The organism is Vibrio sp. La 4.2.2, from assembly GCF_027586995.1.
In the GTDB taxonomy this organism is placed as follows: domain Bacteria; phylum Pseudomonadota; class Gammaproteobacteria; order Enterobacterales; family Vibrionaceae; genus Vibrio; species Vibrio mediterranei.
Map to the genome: position 1 here is coordinate 53,459 of NZ_JAPPTJ010000016.1, position 26,479 is coordinate 79,937.

At 44.3% G+C, this 26,479-nt stretch carries 25 protein-coding genes and 1 riboswitch; of the genes, 15 read left to right on the top strand and 10 right to left on the bottom strand.

Translation table 11 applies throughout. From position 1 onward, the window contains the following. Positions 1-76: 76 nt before the first annotated feature. The 3 genes from OH456_RS24150 to OH456_RS24160 form a co-directional block, all read right to left on the bottom strand. Positions 77-814 carry an amino acid ABC transporter ATP-binding protein gene (locus OH456_RS24150; protein ID WP_062463369.1) on the bottom strand — a complete coding sequence of 246 codons (738 nt, stop codon included), beginning with the start codon at positions 812-814 and terminating at the stop codon, positions 77-79. Further along, positions 811-1,482, bottom strand: coding sequence for an amino acid ABC transporter permease (locus OH456_RS24155; protein ID WP_038224176.1), 672 nt, complete (start codon positions 1,480-1,482; stop codon positions 811-813). Before OH456_RS24155 ends, OH456_RS24150 begins: the two co-directional genes overlap by 4 nt. Positions 1,483-1,551: 69 nt before the next feature. Further along, a complete protein-coding gene (locus OH456_RS24160) occupies positions 1,552-2,316 on the bottom strand; it encodes an amino acid ABC transporter substrate-binding protein (RefSeq protein ID WP_031493906.1) in 765 nt (254 codons plus the stop codon). A 391-nt stretch (positions 2,317-2,707) separates the two neighbouring features. Here OH456_RS24160 and dnaA point away from each other — a divergent pair, with 391 nt between their 5' ends. The 5 genes from dnaA (at position 2,708) to OH456_RS24185 (ending at position 9,609) form a co-directional block, all read left to right on the top strand. Further along, on the top strand, positions 2,708-4,114 hold the full coding sequence (gene dnaA, locus OH456_RS24165; protein ID WP_038224178.1) for a chromosomal replication initiator protein DnaA: 1,407 nt from the start codon (positions 2,708-2,710) through the stop codon (positions 4,112-4,114). An 87-nt stretch (positions 4,115-4,201) separates the two neighbouring features. After that, complete coding sequence (gene dnaN, locus OH456_RS24170) at positions 4,202-5,302, top strand: DNA polymerase III subunit beta (RefSeq protein WP_031493149.1); 1,101 nt, start codon at positions 4,202-4,204, stop codon at positions 5,300-5,302. A 15-nt stretch (positions 5,303-5,317) separates the two neighbouring features. Beyond that, entirely contained in the window at positions 5,318-6,400 is a 1,083-nt protein-coding gene (recF, locus tag OH456_RS24175) for a DNA replication/repair protein RecF (RefSeq protein WP_006075095.1), read from the top strand. A 12-nt stretch (positions 6,401-6,412) separates the two neighbouring features. Continuing rightward, on the top strand, positions 6,413-8,830 hold the full coding sequence (gene gyrB, locus OH456_RS24180) for a DNA topoisomerase (ATP-hydrolyzing) subunit B (protein ID WP_006075096.1): 2,418 nt from the start codon (positions 6,413-6,415) through the stop codon (positions 8,828-8,830). Between the two features lie 344 nt (positions 8,831-9,174). Then, on the top strand, positions 9,175-9,609 hold the full coding sequence (locus OH456_RS24185) for an Hsp20 family protein (RefSeq protein ID WP_006075097.1): 435 nt from the start codon (positions 9,175-9,177) through the stop codon (positions 9,607-9,609). A gap of 66 nt (positions 9,610-9,675) precedes the next feature. Here the strand turns inward: OH456_RS24185 and OH456_RS24190 are convergent, their stop codons facing one another. The 3 genes from OH456_RS24190 to glyQ form a co-directional block, all read right to left on the bottom strand. Next, complete coding sequence (locus tag OH456_RS24190) at positions 9,676-10,926, bottom strand: valine--pyruvate transaminase (protein ID WP_038224180.1); 1,251 nt, start codon at positions 10,924-10,926, stop codon at positions 9,676-9,678. 175 nt (positions 10,927-11,101) lie between these two features. Further along, positions 11,102-13,168 (bottom strand): glycine--tRNA ligase subunit beta, encoded by a 2,067-nt coding sequence (gene glyS / locus OH456_RS24195; RefSeq protein ID WP_006075099.1) that lies wholly within the window; start codon positions 13,166-13,168, stop codon positions 11,102-11,104. A gap of 18 nt (positions 13,169-13,186) precedes the next feature. Then, entirely contained in the window at positions 13,187-14,095 is a 909-nt protein-coding gene (gene glyQ / locus OH456_RS24200; RefSeq protein ID WP_006075100.1) for a glycine--tRNA ligase subunit alpha, read from the bottom strand. Between the two features lie 199 nt (positions 14,096-14,294). Continuing rightward, a riboswitch (yybP-ykoY riboswitch) is annotated at positions 14,295-14,406 on the top strand. A 92-nt stretch (positions 14,407-14,498) separates the two neighbouring features. Between glyQ and OH456_RS24205 the strand changes: the two genes are divergently transcribed. Then, complete coding sequence (locus OH456_RS24205) at positions 14,499-15,053, top strand: TMEM165/GDT1 family protein (protein ID WP_006075101.1); 555 nt, start codon at positions 14,499-14,501, stop codon at positions 15,051-15,053. A gap of 141 nt (positions 15,054-15,194) precedes the next feature. Further along, a complete protein-coding gene (locus tag OH456_RS24210) occupies positions 15,195-15,455 on the top strand; it encodes a hypothetical protein (protein WP_006075102.1) in 261 nt (86 codons plus the stop codon). Between the two features lie 35 nt (positions 15,456-15,490). Here OH456_RS24210 and tusA read toward each other — a convergent pair whose 3' ends face one another. Next, positions 15,491-15,739, bottom strand: a complete 249-nt coding sequence (tusA, locus tag OH456_RS24215) for a sulfurtransferase TusA (protein ID WP_006075103.1) — start codon at positions 15,737-15,739, stop codon at positions 15,491-15,493. 133 nt (positions 15,740-15,872) lie between these two features. Here tusA and OH456_RS24220 point away from each other — a divergent pair, with 133 nt between their 5' ends. The 5 genes from OH456_RS24220 to OH456_RS24240 all read left to right on the top strand — a co-directional run bounded on the left by OH456_RS24220 (position 15,873) and on the right by OH456_RS24240 (position 18,790). Further along, positions 15,873-16,058: a hypothetical protein gene (locus tag OH456_RS24220; RefSeq protein WP_006075104.1), complete on the top strand. Its 186-nt coding sequence runs from the start codon at positions 15,873-15,875 to the stop codon at positions 16,056-16,058. A 171-nt stretch (positions 16,059-16,229) separates the two neighbouring features. Then, a complete protein-coding gene (locus OH456_RS24225) occupies positions 16,230-17,171 on the top strand; it encodes a LysR family transcriptional regulator (RefSeq protein ID WP_006075105.1) in 942 nt (313 codons plus the stop codon). An 84-nt stretch (positions 17,172-17,255) separates the two neighbouring features. Next, complete coding sequence (locus OH456_RS24230; protein WP_006075106.1) at positions 17,256-17,867, top strand: c-type cytochrome; 612 nt, start codon at positions 17,256-17,258, stop codon at positions 17,865-17,867. Then, positions 17,864-18,076, top strand: coding sequence for a hypothetical protein (locus OH456_RS24235; protein ID WP_270034369.1), 213 nt, complete (start codon positions 17,864-17,866; stop codon positions 18,074-18,076). The genes OH456_RS24230 and OH456_RS24235 overlap by 4 nt, the downstream gene beginning before the upstream one ends. 27 nt (positions 18,077-18,103) lie before the next feature. Next, complete coding sequence (locus tag OH456_RS24240) at positions 18,104-18,790, top strand: c-type cytochrome (protein WP_270034370.1); 687 nt, start codon at positions 18,104-18,106, stop codon at positions 18,788-18,790. A 51-nt stretch (positions 18,791-18,841) separates the two neighbouring features. Here OH456_RS24240 and acuI read toward each other — a convergent pair whose 3' ends face one another. The 3 genes from acuI to fadB form a co-directional block, all read right to left on the bottom strand. Further along, positions 18,842-19,822 carry an acrylyl-CoA reductase (NADPH) gene (gene acuI, locus OH456_RS24245; RefSeq protein ID WP_038224188.1) on the bottom strand — a complete coding sequence of 327 codons (981 nt, stop codon included), beginning with the start codon at positions 19,820-19,822 and terminating at the stop codon, positions 18,842-18,844. 151 nt (positions 19,823-19,973) lie between these two features. Beyond that, on the bottom strand, positions 19,974-21,137 hold the full coding sequence (fadA, locus tag OH456_RS24250; RefSeq protein WP_006075109.1) for an acetyl-CoA C-acyltransferase FadA: 1,164 nt from the start codon (positions 21,135-21,137) through the stop codon (positions 19,974-19,976). A 26-nt stretch (positions 21,138-21,163) separates the two neighbouring features. Then, complete coding sequence (fadB, locus tag OH456_RS24255) at positions 21,164-23,332, bottom strand: fatty acid oxidation complex subunit alpha FadB (protein ID WP_006075110.1); 2,169 nt, start codon at positions 23,330-23,332, stop codon at positions 21,164-21,166. A 220-nt stretch (positions 23,333-23,552) separates the two neighbouring features. Between fadB and OH456_RS24260 the strand changes: the two genes are divergently transcribed. The 3 genes from OH456_RS24260 to hemG are packed head-to-tail and all read left to right on the top strand — an operon-like array spanning position 23,553 to position 26,225. Next, the gene (locus tag OH456_RS24260; RefSeq protein ID WP_006075111.1) at positions 23,553-24,176 is read left to right on the top strand and encodes a YigZ family protein; all 624 of its coding nucleotides are present in this window, start codon (positions 23,553-23,555) and stop codon (positions 24,174-24,176) included. Positions 24,177-24,208: 32 nt separating this feature from the next. Next, positions 24,209-25,666 (top strand): TrkH family potassium uptake protein, encoded by a 1,458-nt coding sequence (locus OH456_RS24265; RefSeq protein ID WP_270034371.1) that lies wholly within the window; start codon positions 24,209-24,211, stop codon positions 25,664-25,666. 28 nt (positions 25,667-25,694) lie between these two features. Continuing rightward, on the top strand, positions 25,695-26,225 hold the full coding sequence (gene hemG / locus OH456_RS24270; protein WP_373682918.1) for a menaquinone-dependent protoporphyrinogen IX dehydrogenase: 531 nt from the start codon (positions 25,695-25,697) through the stop codon (positions 26,223-26,225). Positions 26,226-26,479 lie beyond the last annotated feature (254 nt).

Here is a 26,479-nt window from a genome sequence, read left to right on the forward strand (position 1 = left end):
GTCAAGAGTCAATAATCAGTTCAACTTCAATTCCGGTTGGCGAATTATACTTTTTGTGAGCCAGAGCGCAAGGATCCTATTCGATCCCAACTTGATTTAGAAATTTCTTCAGTTGGATATCTTGTGGATCGTTAAAAATTTGCTCTGGTGTACCTTGTTCCACTATGTGACCATCAGCCATGAAGATCACTCTGTCGGCGACTTCTTTGGCAAACTGCATTTCGTGGGTCACAACAAGCATGGTTTGATGCTGTGTTGCGAGCTTTTTCATAAGGTTAAGTACTTCACCTACCCACTCAGGATCGAGTGCTGAAGTTGGTTCATCGAATAACAGTAGCTCAGGTTGTAATGCCATCGCTCGGCCAATACCGACACGCTGCTGTTGACCACCGGAAAGGGAAGCTGGGTATTGATCCCCTTTGTCTCCTAGACCGATGTCATCGAGAATTTGTTGTGCTTTCTCAAGAGCTTGCTCTTTTTTCCAGCCCTTTACTGTGATCAAACCTTCCGCAATATTCTGACGCGCAGTCATGTGCGCGAATAGAGCGTAGTTCTGAAACACAAAGCCAGTCTTGCGTCTTAGTGCCAATACTTCTGCTTTAGTATGGCTTTGGCAGTTTACCGAGACATCGTCAATAGAGATTTGGCCTTCATCTGCTTGTTCCAGGAAATTGACGCAACGTAATAAGGTAGACTTACCGGTACCACTAGAACCAATAATGACGATAATTTCGCCTTGTTTGATATCAATATCGATGCCTTTGAGCACTTCGGTGTCACCGAATCGCTTGTGGATATTTTTTAATGTAATCATCGTTGATAAGCCTTATTCAGTTTTTGCTCTGCGACAATTTGTACGCGAGTAAGTACTAACACAACACCCCAGTATATGAGCGCGACGGCAAGAAATGCTTCAAAAAATCGGAAGCTGGATGATGCTTCCATTTGGGCTTTCGCCATAATCTCTGCCACACCAAGTGTGAACGCTAACGACGTCGACTTAATCATATCAATGAAGTAGTTCATCAATGATGGTAGGGCTACGCGAGTTGCTTGCGGCAAAATGATACGACGCATGGCTTGGCTAGTTGTCATACCTACAGAAAGACTTGCTTCCATCTGACTGCGGTCAATGCCGATAATGGCGGCACGAATACTCTCTGCCATATAAGCGGCAAAGTGCAGAGTCAGGCCTATTACTGCGGCACTGAAGGCGTTGAGCCCAACCATCCAAGGAAAAATTTGTGGTAAGCCATAATAAAGCAGAAACAGCTGAACCAATAATGGAGTACCACGGAAAAAGCTTATATAGAGCTGACTGAGCTGATCCAATACCGGGATCTTAAACACGCGAATGTTGGCTAAAATAACCGATAGAATCAATGAGAACAGCAGTCCCCATACCGCCATTTCCATGGTTGTACCAAGATACTTCAACAGTATCGGCATTAACTCAAGCATGTATTGAAAATCAAATCCCATAACAGTACCAAACTCTTAGAAAAACAAACGCCCACTACCAAGAGTAGTGGGCGTATCAATAGTAATCACTTACTTTTTAGTGATATCAGCACCAAACCACTTCTCAGAGATTTTTGCTAGCGTACCATCAGCTCGCATGTCTGCCAGTGCGCTATTTACTTCTTGTTGCAGCTTTTGACCTTTTTCGTTGTTTACGAATGGCCAAGCATTCTCGATGGTTTCAAAAGGTTGACCTGCAAGTTGCAGTGGCAGGCCTGTTTTCTTGATTAGTTCAAGTGCAGAAAGGCGATCCATAACAAAAGCATCAGCACGGCCTAGTGCGACGTCATGTTCAATACCTGTATCGTAAGTTTTGATGGTGATTTTGCCGTCTTTATCGTAGCTACGTAGCAGTTGTTCGAAGTTTGAACCAAGGTTCACTGCGACTGTTTTACCTGCTAAATCATCAATACCTTGAATGCTGTCATTACCTTTTCGAACGGTAATTTGAGCACCATCAACAACATATGGGTCTGCGAACAGATACTTCGCTTTACGAGCATCTGTCATAGTGATTTGGTTAGAAATCGTGTCGATACGACCGGTCTCAAGCAAACCAAACAAACCTGAGAAGTTTGCCGTCACGTACTCTACTTTGTAGTCATTGCGACGACCAATTTCGTCCCAAAGGTCGACTTCAAACCCTTGTAACTTGTCTTGTTTAACAAACGTAAATGGGAAGTAGCGACCAGACATGCCGACTTTCACTTCTTGTTGTGTCGCAGCATATGCTGCTTGAGATACGGTTGCAGAAAGCGCTAAAGCGGTTAGAAGGCCTTTAATCCAGTTTTTCATTTTACTACTCCTTATATTTATGGAGAGGATGTTACTGGTAAACATGTCGATAAGTTAAATAACTAGTTGTTATTAACCATAACAAACTCGGGGTTGAATGCTGGCTTTTTCATCACTCTATCAATATCAAACAAAAAGATAATGACAGCTTGAGCGTTGATCTATGCACAAGTTAGATCAACATACTGCTTTTGTGGGTAGATCTGTGTTTTGTGCATTCATTTGTGAGTAAAATTAGGGCAAATTGTGTGGATCAAGCGAATTCAACCGAAAAAATTGTGAATAACTTAGATCTTATTCACTGGATCACTGATCATTTACTGGCGATCTTGGTTATCAACAGGTAAAATTACCAATCTTTTCCAATTCAAATAAATAGAGTGAGAGCACCGTGTCATCTTCGCTTTGGTTGCAATGTTCGCAACGACTACAAGAAGAGCTACCCGCTACCGAATTCAGCATGTGGGTCAGACCATTACAAGCTGAACTTAATGACAACACCCTAACTCTATTTGCGCCTAATCGCTTTGTATTAGATTGGGTACGTGACAGATACTTAAACAGCATCAACCGTTTACTCAAAGAGTATTGCGGTAATGACGTACCTAACTTACGTTTTGAAGTGGGTAGTAAACCAGTTTCTGCGCCACCAGCGCCTAAGCCTGTTAAGACGGCCGCTGATGTAGCGGCAGAATCTTCAGCACCAGCACAGCTGCAGGCACGTCAGCCTGTGCATAAAACGTGGGACGATGAGGCTGAAGTCTCAGATATCAATCATCGTTCGAACGTTAATATCAAACATAAATTCAATAATTTCGTTGAAGGTAAGTCGAACCAACTTGGCTTAGCCGCTGCGCGTCAAGTTGCGGATAACCCTGGTGCGGCATACAACCCGCTGTTTTTGTACGGCGGTACTGGTCTGGGTAAAACCCACTTGTTGCATGCGGTAGGCAATGCGATTGTTGATAACAAGCCAAACGCGAAAGTGGTTTACATGCACTCTGAACGTTTTGTTCAAGACATGGTAAAAGCACTACAAAACAATGCGATTGAAGAATTTAAACGTTACTATCGTAGCGTTGATGCATTGCTTATCGATGATATTCAGTTCTTTGCAAATAAAGAACGTTCTCAAGAAGAATTCTTCCATACCTTTAATGCTCTATTAGAAGGTAACCAACAGATCATCCTTACCTCTGATCGCTACCCTAAAGAGATAAATGGGGTAGAGGATCGTCTAAAATCCCGTTTTGGTTGGGGGTTGACGGTTGCGATCGAGCCACCAGAGCTTGAAACCCGCGTAGCAATTTTGATGAAGAAAGCAGAAGATCATCAAATTCACCTTGCTGATGAGGTGGCGTTCTTTATTGCTAAGCGTTTACGTTCTAATGTTCGAGAGTTGGAAGGGGCACTTAACCGTGTTATCGCCAACGCGAACTTTACTGGCCGTCCTATCACTATCGACTTTGTTCGAGAGGCACTGCGCGATCTATTAGCACTACAAGAGAAGCTAGTCACTATAGACAACATTCAAAAGACCGTTGCTGAGTACTACAAGATTAAAGTGGCCGACTTGTTGTCCAAACGTCGCTCTCGTTCGGTTGCGCGTCCTCGCCAGTTGGCGATGGCTTTGGCGAAAGAGCTTACCAACCACAGTCTTCCGGAAATTGGCGATGCATTTGGTGGTCGTGACCACACGACAGTGCTTCATGCTTGTCGTAAGATTGCTCAGCTACGCGAAGAAAGTCACGATATTAAAGAAGACTATTCGAACTTAATTCGTACGCTTTCTTCATAATAGTGGCATAATCGCTATAATTAGCATTCAAGTTATTGTATTTCGCATATAAGTGGCATGGATTGCCAGCTTTACGAAGAGTTATCTATGAAATTTACTATCGAACGTCATCACTTATTAAAGCCGTTACAACAAGTCTCTGGTGCACTGGGTGGACGACCAACATTACCTATTTTGGGCAATTTGCTGTTGAAGGTTGAAGAAGGGGTGCTTTCTCTTACTGCAACCGACTTAGAAGTTGAGCTAGTAAGTAAAGTGACGCTAGAGAGTGAGTTTGAAGCGGGTAGTGTGACGGTACCTTCACGCAAGTTCCTAGATATTTGTCGTGGACTGCCGGATGACTCTACTATCACTATCGTGTTAGAAGGCGATCGTGTACAAGTACGTTCTGGACGCAGTCGTTTCTCGCTATCGACTTTACCAGCCAGTGATTTCCCAAATATTGAAGATTGGCAACAAGAAGTGGCGGTGACCGTTACTCAAGCTGAACTTAAATCACTGATAGAAAAAACACAATTTTCAATGGCGAACCAAGACGTTCGTTATTATCTCAACGGTATGCTGTTTGAGTTAGACCAAAACACGCTTCGTTCTGTTGCCACTGATGGCCACCGTATGGCTGTTGCTTTGGTGTCACTTGAAGGCAGCTTTGATAACAAACAAATTATCGTACCGCGTAAAGGTGTGCAGGAACTGTCTAAGTTATTAGATGCTCCTGAGCAACCTGTGACGTTGCAAATTGGCAGCTCTAATATCCGTGCGGAAGTGAATAACTTTGTCTTTACTTCTAAGCTCGTTGATGGTCGTTTCCCGGATTATCGCCGTGTTTTGCCGCAAAATACCGATAAAACATTGGAAGCCAATTGCGACGAACTACGACAAGCATTCTCACGCGCCGCCATTCTTTCCAATGAGAAGTTCCGTGGTGTGCGAGTTAATCTCGACCAAAATGAAATGCGCATTACCGCGAATAACCCTGAACAGGAAGAAGCGGAAGAAATGTTAGACGTCGAATTCCAAGGCGATGCATTAGAAATTGGTTTCAATGTGTCATACGTTTTGGATGTACTGAACACGCTTCGTTGCGATCAGGTTCGTATTTCTATGTCGAATGCCAATGCGAGTGCGTTGATTGAAAATAGCGAAGATGACAGTGCCATGTATGTGGTGATGCCGATTCGTCTCTAAGCTAGGCATGATGTTATGCCGCTTACGCGCTTAATCGTACAGCAATTTCGTAATATTAAAGCCTGTGATATAGAACTATCTACAGGCTTTAACTTTATTATTGGCCCCAATGGCAGTGGCAAAACCAGCGTATTGGAAGCCATATATTTGCTCGGTCATGGACGCTCTTTTAAGAGTTCTTTGACAGGACGAGTCATTCAAAATGACTGCCAAGAACTGTTCGTTCATGGCCGTTTTTTGAACTCGGATCAATTTGAGATACCCGTTGGCATTAATAAGCAGCGTGATGGCTCAACTGAGGTTAAAATAGGCGGTCAATCTGGGCAAAAATTGGCTCAGCTTGCCAAGGTGTTACCGCTGCAACTAATTCACCCTGAAGGGTTTGAATTACTGACGGATGGACCTAAGTTTCGTCGCGCTTTTATCGATTGGGGTGTGTTTCACTCTGAACCAGGCTTTCATGAAGCTTGGGGACGATTTAAGCGTTTAAGTAAGCAGCGTAATGCTCTGCTTAAGACTGCAACCAGTTATCGAGAACTGAGCTATTGGGATCGTGATTTGGCCCAACTGGCAGAACAAATTGATGATTGGCGTCGGTGTTATGTCGAACAGATGCAACCTCTTGCTGAGGAAATGTGTCAGTCGTTTTTGCCCGAGTTTGAAATCAAACTTGGCTACTACCGTGGTTGGGAAAAAGATACGCCCTATGCTGAGCTATTAGAGCGCAACTTTGAACGAGACCAGAGCTTAGGGTACACCTTTAGTGGACCTAATAAAGCCGACTTAAGAATTAAAGTGAACAACACACCAGTTGAGGATGTGTTGTCTCGAGGTCAGCTAAAACTGATGATGTGTGCATTGCGTTTAGCGCAGGGACAGCATCTCGCCGAGTTGACCGGTAAGCAGTGCATTTATTTAATAGATGACTTTGCTTCCGAATTAGATAGCCTTCGTCGTAAACGCCTAGCGGATTACCTAAAACAGACGAATGCTCAAGTTTTTGTAAGTTCTATTACCCAAAGCCAAGTCGCCGATATGATTGACGAAAATGGCAAGATGTTTCATGTGGAACATGGCACAATAGAACCAGGTAAATAGTGAGAGAAACTCATGTCAGAAAATTACGATTCATCGAGTATTAAGGTACTAAAGGGTCTGGATGCGGTACGTAAGCGTCCGGGAATGTACATTGGTGACACGGACGATGGAACCGGTCTGCACCACATGGTTTTTGAGGTGGTTGATAACTCAATTGATGAAGCGTTGGCTGGTCACTGTAACGACATTATTGTGACAATCCATGAGGACAACTCTGTTTCTGTTAGCGATGATGGTCGTGGTATCCCGACTGAAATGCACCCAGAAGAGCAGGTTTCTGCTGCAGAAGTTATCATGACGGTACTTCACGCGGGTGGTAAGTTTGATGACAACTCGTACAAAGTATCGGGTGGTCTGCACGGTGTAGGTGTTTCGGTAGTAAACGCATTGTCGAAAAAAGTGACGCTAACCATTCATCGTGGCGGTCAAATTCATACGCAAACCTATCACCATGGTGAGCCAGAAGCGCCACTTACAGTCATTGGTGATACGGATAAAACGGGTACGGAAATCCGTTTCTGGCCAAGTGAAGAAACCTTCACTAACATTGAATTCCATTACGATATCTTAGCAAAACGTCTTCGTGAGCTATCGTTCCTAAACTCTGGTGTATCTATCAAGCTGATTGATAAGCGCGAAGAAGACAAAATGGATCACTTCATGTTTGAAGGCGGTATCCAAGCGTTTGTTGAGCACCTAAACACCAATAAAACACCAATCATCCAAAAAATCTTCCACTTCGATAACGAACGTGATGATGGCATTACTGTCGAAGTGGCGATGCAGTGGAACGATGGTTACCAAGAAAACATCTATTGCTTTACCAACAACATCCCTCAACGTGATGGTGGTACTCACCTTGCTGGCTTCCGTGCGGCGTTAACGCGTACGCTGAACACGTTTATGGATAAAGAAGGCTTTTCTAAGAAAGCGAAAACTGCGACATCAGGTGATGATGCGCGTGAAGGTCTAACCGCTATCGTTTCGGTGAAAGTGCCTGATCCTAAGTTCTCAAGCCAAACCAAAGACAAGTTGGTTTCATCGGAAGTGAAATCAGCGGTTGAGTCTGCGATGGGTGAGAAACTGTCTGAGTTCCTTGTTGAGAACCCAGGTGAAGCGAAGATTGTTTGTACCAAGATCATCGACGCTGCTCGAGCTCGTGACGCAGCACGTAAAGCTCGTGAGATGACGCGTCGTAAAGGTGCACTAGATTTAGCCGGTCTACCAGGCAAACTGGCAGACTGCCAAGAGAAAGACCCAGCGCTTTCTGAACTATACATAGTGGAGGGTGACTCTGCGGGCGGTAGTGCTAAGCAGGGTCGTAACCGTAAGAACCAAGCGATTCTTCCACTTAAAGGTAAAATCCTTAACGTAGAAAAAGCGCGCTTCGATAAGATGCTTTCTTCACAAGAAGTGGCAACGCTTATCACGGCACTTGGCTGTGGTATTGGTCGTGATGAATATAACCCAGACAAACTGCGTTATCACAACATCATTATCATGACCGATGCGGACGTGGATGGTTCTCACATTCGTACGCTGCTATTAACGTTCTTCTACCGTCAAATGCCAGAGCTTATTGAGCGTGGCTACGTATATATTGCTCAGCCACCACTTTACAAAGTGAAGAAAGGCAAGCAAGAGCAATATATTAAAGATGAAGATGCCATGAACCAGTATCAAGTATCTCTGGCTCTAGATAACGCGGCACTGCATGTTAATTCTGAAGCACCTGCACTGGCTGGTGAAGCACTTGAGAAGCTAGTTCAGCAATACAACGCTGCAGTTAAAACGGTTGATCGCATGAGTCGTCGTTATCCACATGCTATGGTTGGCGAGTTCATGTATGTACCACGTCTAACGGCTGAGCAATGTCATGACGCTGCGGCGGTGGAAGCATGGTCTAAACAGCTTGTTGAGCAGCTAAACAACAAAGAAGTGGGCGCAAGCCAATACAGCTTTGAAGTAGAACAGCACGCTGAACTGGGTGTAAACCTACCTAAAGTTGTGGTTCGTACTCATGGCGTGACTCATGAGCACGTTATCAGTGTTGATCTACTCAACTCGAAAGAGTATCGCCAATTGGCAGATACGTCAGAAGCGTTAGACGGTCTGATTGAAGAGGGTGCTTACATCAAACGTGGTGAGCGTACTCAAGAAGTTACAAACTTCGTTGATGCTCTTGAGTGGTTAATCAAAGAGTCACGTCGTGGTTTAAGCCTACAACGCTATAAAGGTCTTGGTGAGATGAACCCTGATCAGCTGTGGGAAACAACCATGGATCCAGAGACTCGTCGTATGATGCAGGTGACGATTGAAGACGCGGTTGGCGCTGATCAACTGTTTACCACGTTGATGGGTGACCAAGTAGAACCTCGTCGTAACTTCATCGAAGAAAACGCACTGAAAGTTGCCAACCTAGACGTATAGACGGGTTGTTCTGCTAAATAAAAACGCTGCCTTAGGGTGGCGTTTTTTATTACTCGCGTATTCTTATTGTTGCTAGTGAGTGTTCGATTATAGAAAAAAGAGTAGGGCTCTCTTGAATATGGAGTGCATCGTCCCTATATAGGGTAATGAAGAGGACGCCAACTTATGGGCCTCGGAAATAGCTGATCCCTTATTGCTCAAGAGAGGATAACGGTGGCAGCACACTATTTAGATTGATTCCAACTTATGTCCCGTTTATAGAAAAACATCAGGGAATAAGCCATGAATCCCCTTAGATCTTATGAATAAAGAGCTAAGACTATTGCTTAACTGAGGATAGTATTATGAGAACTGTAGATTTCACTCCTTTATACCGCAACGCAATCGGCTTCGATCGTCTATTTAATATGATGGAAGCGAACACCGCGAAAAACGCTTCAGGCGGTTACCCTCCGTATAACATCGAACAACAAGACGAGAACCACTTCCGTATCACTATGGCTGTGGCTGGCTTTGCTGAAGAGCAGCTCGATCTTACTCAAAAAGAGAACCTATTGATTGTTAAGGGTGAGCGTAAAGCTGAAGAAGGTAAAAACTATGTTTACCAAGGCATCGCAGAGCGCGATTTTGAGCGTAAGTTCCAACTAGCAGACTATGTGAAAGTGGTCGGTGCAAGCATGGAGAATGGTTTGCTTCACGTTGACCTAGAACGTGAAATACCAGAAGCGATGAAACCGCGTAAAATTGAGATCGGTGGTAATAAACTGATCGAAGGCTAATATTTGCCTTGAAACAATACTCGGAAATAAAGAGTGAAAGAGCGCCATAAGGCGCTCTTTTTAGTGTTAGGCTTCTGCGTAGGCTCTTGCTACCTCTTCTGCAATGATAGCGATGCCTTGCTGCATCTTGTCATCGTCTTGCACGTAGTTCATGCGCAAACACTGATGAGCATGATCCCATTCGTCTTCTTGACCAATAAAGAAGTATTCACCAGGAACAATTAATACACCACGGTCTTTCAGTCGTTGGTACAGCTCCATGGTAGTAATCGGTAATTCATCAAACCAAAGCCATAAGAAAATTGCCCCCTCTGGTTTGTGAATTCTAAAACGTGGGTCGGTTATGGCTGATTGCAGTAGTTCTACCGCACGCAATGATTTCTGTTGATAGAAAGGCTTAATGACATTCGAGCTTAAATCCAGCAGATCACCTTTTTCAATCATATGATTGGCAAGCGCAGGGCCAAAGCTCCCAGGAGCGAGACTAATGATGCCATTCATATTGGTCATCGCTTGCGTGACTTCTTCACTCGCAATGACAATGCCGCAGCGTAAGCCAGGTAACCCTAGTTTGGATAAACTCATACATAGGATGGTGTTTTCATTCCAAAATGGCTCTACATCTTCAAAAATGATGTTTGGGAATGGCAGACCATAAGCATTATCAATAATCAGTGGGATATTGTTAGCACGAGCCAGTTTATCGAGCTTGTGGATCTCTTCGTCAGTTAGCACGTTACCTGTCGGGTTGGTTGGACGCGACGCACAGATAGCGGCAACAGAGTCATCGATTTTCAGGTGTTCAAAATCCACATGATATTTGAATAAGCCACCGTCGAGTAATTCAATTTCTGGGTGATAAGAGACGAAGATATCTTCGTCAATGCCCGCGTCGCCATAGCCAATGTACTCGGGAGCAATAGGCAATAGAATCTTCTTGTGCGAGCCATCGGACTGCTTACCTGCAAGCAAATTGAACAAATAGAAAAAGCCGCTTTGACTACCATTGGTTAGGCTGATGTTCTTTTCTGTGATTGCCCAGCCATAGGTTTCACGCAGCAGCTTAGCAAGCGCTTTAACAAAGGCATCTTTACCTTGTGGGCCATCGTAGTTAGCCATAGCTGCGACGAGATCGCCGTTGGCAAGCATATCTGCACTGGCTTGGTGAAAGTACTCGAGCATTGCTGGAATAGCGGCTGGGTTGCCACCTCCGAGCATGATGGCACCTGGAGTGCGGAGGCCATCATTGAGATCATCCATTAATTGGGTAATACCTGAGTAACGATTAAATTTTTCACCAAACTTAGAAAATTGCATTGCTGTACCTAGTTCATTGTGTTCACTTGTTATATTTTTTCGGTTTTTTATCCTGCTGATGGCAAGATTAATGTTTGAACATACATTAATGAAACTGTGAGGCAAAGCACTATTTGTGGTGGGAATAAAAAAAAGCCCAGTTAGGTAACTGGGCTTTTGCTGTTTTTCTAGAAAATTACTTTTGAATCAGTGATATATCAGCAATTTGCAAGAATAGGTTACGTAGGTTGTTCAGCAGTGTTAGGCGGTTTTTCTTCAACGCTTCATCGTCTGCCATTACCATTACGTTGTCGAAGAAAGCATCAACCGGTTCACGAAGATCTGCTAGCTTGCTTAGCGCTTCTTGGTAGTTACCTGTAGCGAAAGCAGGCTCTAGTGCTTCTGTCATGACTTCTACATTTTCTGCCAGTACTTTTTCTGCATCTTCTTGTAGAAGTGCAAGGTCGATATCGGCGGCGAGTTCACCATCAAACTTCGCTAGGATATTGCCCACACGCTTGTTTGCTGCAGCAAGTGATTCTGCCGCTTCCAGTTCGCGGAAGTGAGATACTGCTTTCACACGCTGGTCAAAGTCTGCAGGTTTAGTCGGACGACGTGCTAACACCGCCTGGATAATGTCTACGCTGAAGCCTTCGTCTTTGTACCATGCATTGAAACGACCAAGCATAAACTCAAGTACGTCTTCTTCAACATTTGCATTGGTTAGCTTGTCGCCAAATAGTGACTTCGCTTTTGCGATAAGATCTGTAAGGTCTAAGCTGTAGCCGTTTTCTACGATGATACGCAACACACCTAGCGATGCACGACGAAGTGCAAATGGGTCAGAGCCCTTAGGTGCTTGACCAATACCGAAGATACCAACAATAGTATCTAGCTTGTCTGCCATCGCGACAGCGGATGAGATACCAGTGCTTGGTAGGTCATCGCCTGCAAAACGAGGCATGTATTGTTCGTATAGTGCTAGCGCTACTTGCTCATCTTCACCGTCGTGCGTGGCATAATGCATCCCCATCACACCTTGAGTATCAGTAAATTCAAATACCATAGATGTCATTAGGTCACATTTAGCCAATAGGCCTGCACGCTTAGACTTTTCAACATCAGCATCGATTTGCTCAGCGATGTAGCCAGCAAGCTCAGTGATGCGATCTGTCTTGTCTTTGATAGTACCAAGCTGCTTCTGGAAGATAGCTTGCTCTAGTTCAGGTAGACGGTCGATAAGCGGGCGCTTGCGATCTGTATTAAAGAAGAACTCGGCATCGGCTAGGCGAGGACGCACAACCTTCTCGTTACCTTCGATAACGTAGCGAGGCTCTTTCGATTCGATATTAGAAACGAAGATGAAGTTTGGTAGTAGCTTCTTGTTCTCGTCATAAACTGGGAAGTATTTTTGGTCACCCTTCATGGTGTAAACCAACGCTTCAGAAGGTACTTTTAGGAATTCTTCTTCAAACTTCGCAGTGAGTACTACTGGCCATTCAACCAGGGACGTCACTTCTTCTACTAAGTCATCTTCGAGATCAGCCACACCGCCAACCGCTGCCGCTGCTTTTTGAGAGTCCGCTAGGATGATGGCTTTACGTGCGTCATAATCAGCCATCACTTTACCGCGTTCTTCGAGGATCGCTGGGTATTGCTCTGCTGATTCGATAGTGAACTCTTGCTCACCCATAAAGCGGTGACCACGGATAGTTCGATCAGACGCTACGCCTAGGATTTCGCCTTCTATAAGGTCAGAACCCATTAGCATCGTCAGCGTTTTAACTGGGCGGATAAATTGAGTGGTTTTATCACCCCAACGCATTGGCTTAGCGATAGGTAGATTAGCGAGTGCTTTGGCTGCAAGTTCAACGATGATCTCAGACGTTGCCTGACCTTTCACCTCTTGTTTGAATAGCAGCCATTCACCTTTGTCAGTCACTAGACGTTCTGCTTGGTCAACAGTAATACCGTTACCACGAGCCCAGCCTTGTGCTGCTTTAGTTGCATTGCCATCAGCATCAAATGCTACCGATACTGCTGGGCCGCGCTTTTCAACCACTTTGTCAGCTTGACCTTCAGCCAGCGCTGAAACCTTAAGTGCTAAGCGACGAGGTGCGGCATACCACTTCACACCTTCGTGTGCTAGGTCTGCATCTTTAAGTTCAGACTCAAAGTTTGCTGCAAATGCTTCAGCAAGAGTGCGAAGTTGTGTTGGTGGTAGCTCTTCAGTACCTAGTTCAATTAGAAATTCTTTTGCCATGTTTACTGTCTCCTCGCCTTATTTCTTACACATTGGGAAGCCAAGTGCTTCACGTGATGCGTAGTATGCTTCTGCTACTGACTTAGTCAGGTTGCGGATGCGAAGAATGTAACGTTGGCGCTCTGTTACAGAGATAGCTTTGCGAGCATCAAGCAAGTTGAACGCGTGAGCGGCTTTTAGAATGCGCTCGTAAGCTGGAAGAGGAAGAGGTTTCTCTAGTTCCAGTAGCTCCTTAGTTTCTTTCTCACATTGATCGAAATATGAGAATAGGAAGTCTACGTCAGCGTGCTCGAAGTTGTATGTAGATTGCTCAACTTCGTTTTGGTGGAAGATATCACCATAAGTCACTTTGCTTCCGTCTGGTGCAATGTTCCAAACTAGGTCGTAAACAGAGTCTACTTCTTGGATATACATAGCAAGGCGCTCGATACCATAAGTGATCTCGCCGGTTACTGGCTTACACTCAAGACCACCCACTTGCTGGAAGTAAGTAAACTGAGTGACTTCCATACCGTTTAGCCATACTTCCCAACCAAGACCCCAAGCACCGAGTGTCGGGTTTTCCCAGTTGTCTTCTACGAAGCGAATGTCATGCACTAGTGGGTCGATACCAAGTACTTCTAGTGAGCCTAGATATAACTCCTGAATGTTGTCTGGAGATGGCTTTAGCGCTACCTGAAATTGATAGTAGTGCTGTAGTCGGTTCGGGTTTTCACCATAGCGGCCGTCAGTCGGACGACGAGATGGTTGGACATAAGCTGTCGACATTGGCTCAGGGCCAAGTGCGCGCAAACATGTCATTGGGTGAGAGGTGCCCGCACCTACTTCCATATCTAGAGGTTGTACAATGGTACAGCCATTTTGTGCCCAATAATCCTGCAGCGCGAGGATCATTCCCTGGAAGGTTTTGATATCGTATTTTTGCATAGTCAATTCGCGCGATTCTTTATCTGAAAAAGGTAAAAATAACGATCAAGTATACCCAGTAATTCCTTGGGGGAGTAGGGGTAAAAGTGGTTAATTAATCGTCATTATGCGAAAAAAGGTCAGTTTTTTGCATTTCTCGCTCAACTGCGGCTTAAGGGACAGTGTTATTGTTGAATTTGATGGTTAGTGTGATTACAATACCGCCATCTTTGGGGAGTAGCTTATTCGGACTCTAGCAAGAGTCAGAATTCGTTCGTCAACATAATTGGTGCAAAATCACCATGGCGTTCGAGACTTGTGCCAACAAGTTTAGCAAGACCTTAGATAAACATCGTGAACCGGGGTGGGGTGCGAGGTTTATCTATAGGTTAAAAACTATAATCCCTGCCCCTTAGAGCATGTCGTGAGCGTTTTAGCTATTTCAATTACTACTGTCGCCTTAGCTGAGATTGGGGATAAAACCCAACTTCTCTCATTGCTGTTAGCCAGTCGTTACCGTAAACCTATTCCCATTATTGCAGCCATTTTTCTGGCAACGATAGCCAACCATGCACTTGCTGCTTGGTTAGGAGTTGTCGTCGCCGATTACCTTTCGCCTCAAGTTCTGAAGTGGGTTGTTGTCGTAAGTTTTGTAGCTATGGCCGGATGGGTACTGATTCCCGATAAACTGGATGAAGAGGAAAGTATCTCCAACAAAGGACCATTTGTGGCCAGTTTCATTGCGTTTTTTATCGCAGAGATTGGTGACAAAACTCAAATTGCGACATCAATATTAGGGGCGCAGTATGCCGATGCTTTAATGCTGGTGGTTCTAGGAACCACTATTGGTATGTTGTTGGCGAATGTTCCGGTAGTACTGATAGGAAAGTTGTCAGCGGATAAATTGCCATTAGATTGGATTCGCCGGGTTACCGCCATTCTGTTTGTATTATTAGCAATTGGTGCGGCTATTTTTTAATAACAATATCAACTAGCTAACTGTGATTTATCCAAGATCAAACTCTGGCACGAATCTAGTGAATTTCGTGATGAGTGACATATTAGTGTCACAATTGTCATGCTACTTTAATCATGTGGATCCTAGCGAGAGGGCAATACTATGCTTACACGTTACACAGGAATGACCGCGAAAAGTCAGAGTTCTTTATTTACGTTCGGTTTTGTTTTAACGGTTCTTGGAATGGTGCTCACCGACATGTGGACACCTATGGTTGTCGGTGCCATTGTGATGGCTGGACTCTCTGTAGAGTCGTGGATTAGGGTGCAACACCTCATTCCCATGCACAATGAAATACGTGCGATGCAAAAGCAGATTAAGCAGTTGCAATCGGAAGTCCGAACGCTTGAATATGATGAATAGTAAAAAGGCTGCATGATGCAGCCTTTTTTGATTCTTTACGCGAGACCTTTCTTGATTAAGTAAAGGTAAGGTATAGATTCTGTTTGCGAGCCAAGTAATTGGTGATCCATAAAACGACAAAAGCTTGGGATGTCTCTCGTAGTAGAAGGATCGTCAGCTTTCACTAACAACACTTCTCCTTGTTCCATTTTACGAATTGTCTTCCTGACCATCATCACTGGCTCTGGACAGCGCAAGCCTTCTGCTTCTAATGTTTGCGTTGCTAGGTCTGTATTGATTGTCATGGTGTGCTCTGATCTATAAAAAACAGCTCAAATTCTACTTATGAAGAAAAAATATGCAATAACTCTTGGCAAATGGATTTTTTTGTTTTAACTTTATTTAACAAGTTGGTAACAAAGAAGCAAAGGAGTAGCTATGTTAACCGCTTTAGATAGATTGACGATTTATTCAGTGCTTTGCTTTATTGCGTTCTGTGCCCTGGTATTAAAGACTTCAGCAGAGCCGAGCTTTGTTCCTTTAATTGGATTAAGCGCCTCAATCCTAGGGATTTGGATTGAGATGAGACGCTGGCAAGATGTTTCAGAAGAACAAGAAAGTTAACATTTTATAAACATCTGGCTAATTTAGATTTCTAACACTATACGACATTCCGACACTATCCCCATTTTCTTGGGCTTCCCCGCTGTCAAAGGCGGGATTTTTTTTATCTGGCGCTAGGTAAAGATATTCGGGCTCGGTGTACACTATAAAAGAACCCGTTAGGAAGTGTTTATGGAACTCGAAGAAATCTATCGTCGTGACTTGAATCTGTTGGTTGCGTTAAAAGTGTTGGTCGAAGAAGGCAGTGTTAGTCAAGCAGCTGTGCGCTTGAACCTTAGCCAGTCAGCGACCAGTCGTGTTTTAGGTCGGCTCAGAGATTTACTGGGCGATCCTCTGTTTACCCGTCAAGGGCAACGGATCATTCCTACCAGTAAAGCATTGGAGATCTGCAAACAAATTGATGCGCCGTTAGAATCATTCCGCCAACTGTTAACACCGAGTGAGTTCAATCCATATTACTGCAATGAGCGTTTTCTTATCGCTACTACTGACTACGCTATGCAGACCATACTTCCTTATGCCTTACCTATGGTGTATCAGCAGGCGCCTAACATTTCGCTAGAGTTTGCCCCACTGCAACACGAGAGCCTTTTTAAGCAGCTGAGTACCGATAAGGTAGATATGGCTATCTGTCGACCATCAGGTTCTGTCTCACCTTTGCATCAAGATATATTAGGGCCTGTAGGGGTTTCATGTTTAGTGTCTAAACAGCATCCTCTTGCGGAAAAGCCACTATTACTCGAAGACTATATTAATGCGCCACACGCCATGATTGCGATAAGCGATGGCGTAAAATCATTACTTGATGCTGCATTGGTTAATCAGAATCCAAGAAGAATGGTGTTACGGGCTTATCACCTTGAAGCTGCATTGGCGATTGTTGATTCCATGCCTCTTATTATTACCGTTCCTGCCGATTTAGCGTATTTGGTTGCAGAGCGATATGACTTAGTAATTAAGCCATTGCCATTTACGTTCACACCATTTGATTATTCGTTGATTTGGCACTCACGCTGCGATACTTCTGAGTCCCAGCAATGGTTGCGCAAAGTGTTGAAACAAGAATGTGGAAAATTGATTACTAAAAGAATTGAAGATGTAGGGTTAGGCTAGCAGTCGGTTGAATTGATACCTTCATTTCCTTGTATTCACTAATCTTTATCCTAGTTTGACTTAAAAACAACAAAGGAATGAGCAATGAATATTAAAAGGATTATCGTCGGGCTAGCTGCTATAAGCCTTACTCATACTGCTCTCGCCAATAACATCATGGAGGCGTGTATCGACTGTCATGGTTCTGATGGTGTTGGTAGAGAAAACACCATCCCTAACCTTCGAGGGCAGCCTAAAGCCTACTTAGAGGCTCAAGTCCTTGCGTTTAAATCTGGTCATCGAACTAGCAGCTTTATGGAGCCTATCGTTCACGACGTTGCAGATGATCAGCTGGTACTCGCTGCTGATTTCTATGCCTCCATTCCCGTTGATACTCCTGAAACCTTGCAATGGCGAGGTGATAAGTGGCCTGCTGATATGCCATTGGGTGAACGAATCGCATACAGTGGTAAATGGAATAGCAATGTACCAGCTTGTGTCAGTTGCCACGGACCTAATGGGGTGGGGGTTGCACCAAGTTTTCCTATGCTTATAGGGCAAAATAAAGACTACTTAATCAATCAACTCAACGCTTGGAAAAATGATCAACGCCCTCCGGGTTTGTTGGGGACGATGGTAACTATTTCTAAAGCACTCAGTGAAGAAGAAATCGAAGCTGTTGCGGAATACTTCTCATCGCAAGGAGGTTCTTTATGAAAACTCATTATCTAATCGCTTTGCTTGCTGGTTTTACTTTCGTTGCCTTTGCTGATCAATATAAAGAGCTTCACCCCATAGAGCCTGGTAGGACGTTGAACGAAGGTGAAACCCTTCATCAAGTATCTCATTGGGATAACTTACCAAAGGGTGAATTGGGGGAGTCGATAAAGCGTGGATATTCATTGTTTATGAATACCCAGCAATAGAAACCGACGGGAAGAGTGAATAATGGTATGAACTGCACCAATTGCCATCTTGGAGGGGGGAGTGTAGCCAATGCGGCACCTATGTGGGCTGCGTTTGTGTCTTACCCTGCCTATCGTTCTAAAAATAAACGAGTAAATACGTTTGAAGATCGATTGCAAGGTTGTTTTCTTTATTCTATGAACGCAAAAGATGGTCAACCCCCAGAGGTATTAAGTCAGGAAATATTGGACCTTAATGCTTACTCTTATTGGTTGTCGTTTGGGGTCTCTGTTGATAACAAGTTGCCTGGAAGAGGATTTGGAAAACTAGAGAAACCTGTGAAGGCACCTAGTTACAAGCGTGGTGAAAAAGCTTATCAAAAAGAATGTTCTGTATGCCATGGTGAAAACGGACAAGGACGACAGGTGGGTGGACGTTATGTCTTTCCTGCTCTTTGGGGGCCGGATAGTTTTAACTGGGGAGCAGGAATGCATCGAGTAAATACTGCTGCTACGTTCATAAAACACAACATGCCTTTGGGGCAAGGTGGAACATTAACAGATCAGCAAGCTTGGGATATCGCGTTGTTTATGGACAGCCATGAACGACCACAGGATCCACGCTTTGATGGTGATATTAAGTCGACGAAAGAAGCTTTTCATAATCATAATGGAGAGTACGGTAATCCAAGCCCTGCTAATGATAAGCAAATACTCGGTACTAATGCGTATTAAATACAAAAGGCTCTCATCATGAGAGCCTTTTCAATAATATGTTAGCTAAGATTAGATCTTAATTGTCACACGGCCAGTGATAGCGCCATTAGTGATATCTTCTGCTGCTTGAATCGCTTCTTCCAACGCCACTGTTTTACTCGCTTGTGCGTAGTATGATTCTGGAAGTAAAGTTGCCAATTGTTCCCATGCTTTGATACGTTTCTCGCGAGGACACATTACTGAGTCAATACCCTGTAGGCGGACATTACGTAGAATGAATGGCATAACGGTTGTTGGCAAATCAAAACCACCTGCCAGACCACATGCTGCGACCACACCGTTATAGTTCATTTGAGCCAATACTTTCGCGAGAAGTTTGCTACCTACAGTGTCAACCGCTGCAGCCCAAACTTGACGCTCAAGTGGCTTAGCTGGTTCTTCAAGTTCACTACGTTCAACAATACGAGAAGCGCCAAGAGAAGTGAGTAATTCACCATTTTCTGAAGCACGGCCTGTGACTGCTGCGACTTTGTAGCCGAGTTGGTTTAGTAGCGTTACTGATACACTACCGACACCACCACTTGCGCCGGTTACCAGTACTTCACCATCTTCTGGTTTGATGCCAGCATCAACAATCGCTTGCACGCAAAGCATAGCCGTGAAGCCAGCAGTACCGATAGCCATGACCTTTTCTGCATCTAGGCCAGCAGGCATTGGCACCAACCAATCACCGTTTAGACTTGCTTTCTCTGCCATGCCACCCCAGTGATTCTCACCGACCCCCCAGCCAGTGAGAACCACTTCGTCGCCTTCCTTATAACGAGGGTCATCAGATTGAGACACTACGCCAGAAAGATCGATACCCGGTACCATTGGGAAATTGCGAATAATTTTGCCTTTACCTGTAATCGCCAACCCATCTTTGTAGTTCAAAGATGAATATTTTACATCTATTTTTACATTACCTTCTGGAAGCTGAGACTCATCTACTTGAGAAATAGTAGCGATTGTTTTTTTATCTTCTTGGTTAAGTAACAGTGCTTTGAACATGGTTATCTCCAATGAGTTGACGTGTTATCTGCTGCAAAGTGTAGGCGACAAATAGGTAAAAAAAAAATGAAACTTGAACATTTGATGTATGCATTTTATGCATAAATAAAAACAGCTCCGCAAGCGGAGCTGTTTTTACATTCAGATGGGGTTATGGACGTTCGAATATGGTTGCAATGCCTTGACCCAAACCAATACACATGGTCGCTAGACCGATCTTGGCATCTTTGCTTTCCATAATATTGATAAGCGTGGTGGAAATACGAGAGCCTGAGCAGCCCAATGGGTGTCCAAGCGCGATAGCACCACCGTTAAGGTTTACTTTCTCGTCAACCACATCTAATAGACCCAGATCCTTCGCACATGGAAGTGATTGAGCAGCAAATGCTTCATTAAGTTCAACAATATCAATATCATCCATCGTCAAACCTGCACGCTTCAGTGCTTTTTGAGTCGCAGGTACTGGACCATAACCCATAATAGAAGGATCGCAACCAGCAATGGCCATTGAGCGGATTTTTGCACGAATAGGTAAACCTAGCTCGTTAGCTTTATCTTCACTCATTATCAACATGGCAGAAGCACCATCAGATAGCGCAGATGAAGTGCCGGCGGTGACGGTGCCGTTTGCAGGGTCAAATACAGGACGTAGCTTAGATAGACCTTCCACGTTAGTTTCCGGACGAATAACTTCATCGTAATCTAAAGTGAAGAGAGAGCCGTCTTCTGCGTGACCTTCTGTTGGTAGAATTTCGTTTTTGAAGCGTCCTTCTATGGTTGCGGCTTGTGCACGTTGGTGACTGCGGGCAGCAAACTCATCTTGTTGTTCGCGGCTAATTCCATGGAGTTTACCTAGCATCTCAGCTGTTAAACCCATCATGCCTGCTGCTTTTGCAACGTTCTTTGACAACTGTGGATGAAAGTCAACGCCATGAGTCATTGGGACATGACCCATGTGTTCTACACCACCGATAAGACAGATTTCCGCATCGCCTACCATAATAGAGCGTGCCGCGTCATGCAGAGCTTGCATTGATGAACCACACAAACGGTTAACGGTAACCGCACCAATTTCAATAGGTAAACCCGCGAGCAGTGCTGCATTACGTGCCACGTTAAAACCTTGCTCTAATGTTTGCTGTACACAGCCCCAATAGATATCTTCAATTTCTTCAGGTTTGACTTGTGGGTTGCGAGCCAAAATTCCTTTCATAAGATGCGCTGATAGATCTTCAGCACGTTGATGTCTAAATGCACCACCTTTGGAACGACCCATCGGTGTGCGAAGACAATCAACAACGACAACATTTTTCATTTTGATATTCCTCTTCCAATGGGTAATTACAGTGAGCCAGTTTGCTGCAGTTCATAGAAGCGCTTACCAGAGCTTGCCATGTCTACTAGCGACTGAGGGACTTTGTACATTGCACCCAATGACTCGTATTGTTTTGCCATTGCTACGTAGTTATCGATACCAATGCTATCTAGGTAACGGAATACACCACCGCGGAATGGAGGGAAGCCCAATCCATATACTAGAGCCATGTCGGCTTCTTGTGGTGTTGCAATGATGCCCTCTTCAAGACACAGTGCTACTTCGTTGATCATTGGAATCATCATACGTTGAATGATGGTGTCGTCGTCGAACGCTTGGCTTGGTTTGCAAACCGGTTCTAGTAAGCTAGTGATGTCTTCACTTGGTGCTTTCTTCGGTCGACCACGCTTGTCTGTAGTGTACGCGTAGAAGCCAGAGCCATTCTTCTGACCGTAGCGAGTGTTACTAAAAAGAACATCGATTGCATCGCGCTCTTCTTTCGCCATACGCTCAGGGAAACCTTCTGCCATGACAGCTTGAGCGTGGTGAGCGGTATCGATACCAACAACATCGAGAAGATAAGCAGGCCCCATAGGCCAACCAAACTTGCGCTCCATGACTTTATCAATCTGAATAAAGTCAGCACCATCACTTAATAGCTGACTAAAGCCGCCAAAGTAAGGGAAGAGTACGCGGTTAACAAAGAACCCTGGGCAATCATTAACGACGATTGGCGATTTACCCATTTTTGCTGCGTAAGCCACAACACGATTAATGGTTTCTTCTGACGTGTGCTCACCACGGATGATTTCAACCAGTGGCATACGGTGCACTGGATTAAAGAAGTGCATACCACAGAAGTTTTCTGGGCGCTTGAGTGACTTCGCAAGTACATTAATAGGAATGGTCGACGTATTCGATGCAATGACAGTATTCTCACCGACCAATCCTTCGACTTCGCTCAATACCGACGCCTTGATCTTTGGATTCTCTACGACAGCCTCGACAATCACATCGCTCTGTTCGATGCCAGCGTAATGAAGGCTTGGAGTGATAGATGCCAATACGCCAGCCATCTTAAAGCCATCAATACGACCACGTTGCAAGCGTTTGTTCAGCAGTTTGGATGCTTCAGTCATGCCAAGCTCTAAAGAAGCCTGAGCAATATCTTTCATGATTACGGGTACGCCTTTAAGCGCAGACTGATAAGCAATTCCGCCGCCCATGATGCCAGCACCTAGCACGGCAGCACGTTCGGTGTCTTTACCTGACTTCGCGGCTTTCTTAGCAAGACCCTTAATGTATTGGTCGTTAAGGAAGATACCAACTAGCGCGTTGGCTACATCAGAGCCAGCTAGTTGAATAAAGTAATTTGCTTCAATATCAAGAGCTTGATCTCGGCCAGAGCGAGCTGCTTCTTCAATGGCTTTTACTGCAGCCATTGGTGCTGGATAATGTGGGCCTGCTTTTTGAGCAACAAGACCTTTAGCCATAGTGAAGCTCATCATCGCTTCAAGCTTGCTCAGTGTCAGTGGAGACACTTTCGCTTGGCGGCGTGCTTTCCAATCGATTTTCTCATTGATGGCTAATTGAATCGTGTTAAGTGCAGATTCATACAGGGCATCGGTTTCGACGATTGCGTCGAGTAAACCAAGCTTTAGCGCTTCACCTGAGCGACATGCTTTACCTTGTGTGATGATTTCCATTGCGCTATCGGCACCAATGAGGCGTGGCAGACGTACAGTGCCGCCAAAGCCAGGCATAATGCCAAGTTTTGTCTCTGGAAGACCGATACTGGTGGTTTTGTCACCAATTCTAAAATCTGTTGCTAATACACACTCACAACCGCCACCAAGCGTGTGACCTTTTAGGGCTGAAAGTGTCGGAACGGGTAGATCTTCTAACTTGTTGAAGATGCTATTTGCAAAACCAAGCCACTCTTTGAGTTCTGCTTTTGGTTTGGCAAACAATCCCAAGAATTCCGTGATATCGGCGCCAACGATAAATGCGCTTTTATCTGTAGTGAGGATTAGACCCTTTAAATCATTCCATGCTGCAAGAGCATCAAGTGCTTTGTCTAGGGCTTCAAGAGTAGCCAGATCAAGTTTATTGACCGACTGGGGAGAGCTAAAACACAGTTCGGCGATGCCGTTGTGTACTTCCTTTACCTGTAGGGTTTCAGATTGGTAAATCATTGTCATTCTCCGTGACAGACAATCCGTGATTGTGCGAAAGCGGTAGTTATTGTTTTTGCTTCTGGTTAGACCAGTTGTCTAATATTGAACCGCATTGAATTTAATTTCAATACATTTTTTAAACAACTGTTTAACATTATGACCGTGGTCCAATCTTGGAGTCAATCCTATTCACCCATGATAGAATACCCTTTTTAGGCTACAGATCTCATAAATCCTAATGAACTCAACTGCATACTTGATACCAGAGCACTCTGTGATTTTTGAAGAAGAAATCAAAAAGAGTGTCTTCATCACACAAATTGCCCATACACCAAGTATCGAAAGTGCCAAAGCGTTTATCGATGATGTGAAGAAAGAACACAGTAGTGCCAGACATAACTGTTGGGGCTTTGTAGCTGGTCGTCCAGAAAATTCGATGATGTGGGGCTTTAGTGATGATGGTGAACCATCTGGCACAGCAGGAAAGCCTATTTTGGCACAGTTAAGCGGTTCCGGGATTGGAGAATTGGCGGCTGTTGTTACCCGTTATTCTGGTGGAATCAAGCTAGGAACAGGCGGATTAGTGAAAGCTTATGGTGGAGGAGTTCAACAAGCACTTAAGCTAATTCAAACAATAGAAAAAAAAATCACCACACAATTACGACTAGAGTTAGACTATGCATTTGTAGCCACGGCTCAGTCTGAACTTAGTAAGTGTTCTGCAGTAGAAGTGGAATCTCACTATAGCGATAAGGTTATTCTTATTGTAGAAGTTGAGGTGAATAAGGTTGATGCACTCACGCAAAGCATAATTAATAAAAGTGGAGCCAAGGCAATGGTTTCTCCAGTAGAACACAACTAGGACGTAACGAAGCGTAGCTTCATTCAACATATATGCAATTTCGATCCATAATCCGCATTGTCGGGCTTCTTTTAGCGCTGTTCAGTGTGTCAATGCTTGCGCCAGCTCTTGTCGCGCTCATCTATCGTGATGGTGCGGGTGTACCTTTTGTTACGACCTTTTTTGTCTTATTAGTTTGTGGTGGCTTTTTCTGGTTTCCCAACCGACGCCACAAACACGAGCTCAAAGCTCGTGATGGCTTCCTTATTGTGGTTTTGTTTTGGACAGTAATCGGCAGCGCCGGCGCCTTACCGTTCCTTATATCCGATTTTCCTAATGTGTCGATAACCGATGCATTCTTTGAATCATTCTCCGCCTTAACCACTACCGGTGCGACGGTTATTGTTGGTTTAGATGAGCTACCTAAAGCGATATTGTTTTACCGTCAATTACTACAGTGGTTTGGGGGTATGGGGATTATTGTACTCGCCGTCGCTATTTTACCGGTGCTAGGCATCGGTGGTATGCAGTTATATCGGGCCGAAATCCCTGGTCCGGTGAAAGACAGCAAAATGACGCCTCGAATTGCTGAGACAGCAAAGGCGCTTTGGTACATCTACTTAAGCTTAACTATTGCTTGTGCAGCGGCATTCTGGGTAGCTGGTATGACACCGTTCGATGCGATAGCTCATAGTTTCTCAACCATTGCGATTGGTGGTTTCTCCACTCATGATGCGAGCATGGGCTACTTTGATAGTCATGCTATTAATATGATTACCGTGGTATTCCTGCTTATATCGGCCTGTAATTACTCTTTGCACTTTGCTGCATTTGCTTCAGGTGGCGTACATCCGAAGTATTATTGGAAAGATCCCGAGTTTAGAGCCTTCATCTTTATACAGGTGGTGTTATTCCTGATCTGCTTCCTTATTTTATTGAAGCATCACTCCTATAGCTCGGTATACGATGCGTTTGATCAGGCACTGTTCCAGTCAGTATCTATTTCGACGACGGCGGGCTTTACCACTACTGGATTCTCGGAATGGCCATTGTTTTTACCCGTGTTGCTACTGTTCTCTTCTTTTATTGGTGGATGTGCAGGCTCAACGGGTGGTGGTATGAAGGTAATTCGTATTTTATTACTTACTCTGCAAGGTGCTCGTGAGATGAAACGTCTTGTACACCCAAGAGCGGTATATACCATCAAAGTGGGTGGGACAGCACTGTCTCAGCGTGTAGTAGACGCCGTATGGGGATTTTTCTCGGCTTACGCACTGGTGTTTGTGGTCTGTATGTTAGCGTTAATTGCTACTGGTATGGATGAGCTTAGTGCGTTCTCCGCAGTTGCGGCTACGTTGAACAACCTCGGTCCAGGTCTTGGAGAAGTAGCTGTCCACTTTGGTGAAGTCAATGATAGCGCTAAGTGGGTGCTCATCGTTTCGATGCTATTTGGCCGACTTGAAGTGTTTACCCTTCTTATTCTATTAACTCCTGCATTTTGGCGTAGTTAACCAGCCTGCTTATTAAGGTAAAGGAAACATCGTGGAAAAAGTTCTCTATCTCTATTCTTCTCGTGAAGGACAAACGACAAAAATCATTACGCGTATTGCTGAGCAATTAGGTGATGATGCCGCCACTATCGTCAATCTACACCAAGACATGAACATTAATCTTGATGAGTTCGATAAAGTGCTTATCGGGGCATCAATCCGATATGGTCATTTAAATAAGAAACTCTATCAGTTTTTAAATGCCAACAGTGCAAAGTTAGCGTCAATGAAAGCCGCATTCTTTTGCGTCAATCTGACCGCAAGAAAAGAAGAACAAGGAAAAGATACGCCGGAAGGCAGTGCTTATATAAAGACGTTCTTGAAAAAGTCACCTTGGCAACCGGAGTTAATAGGTGTGTTTGCCGGCGCATTGTATTACCCACGTTATAATCCTTTTGACCGCTTTATGATTAAACTGATTATGACGATGACCGGCGGAGAAACAGATACTTCAAAGGAAGTGGAATACACTAACTGGGATAAAGTCAGCTTGTTTGCAGATAAATTTGCTCAGCTATAATAAGAAAATGTCGATTTTTGCGTCGTTTTGAGCTGTTTTTAATCGAACGATAAAAAAATGCGAAAAACTTCAAAAAAAGGGTTGCCAAGAAGATTTCGATCTCTATAATGCCCCCTCGCTGACACGGGAACGCAGACGAAAGTTCGCATCCGGTCAGAAGGTATCAAGCTTCTAAGAAGCTTAGCAAAATAAGTTGAAAAAAGTGGTTGACACGACAACTTATCTCGCTAAAATGGCCGTCCGTTTTGAGCAAA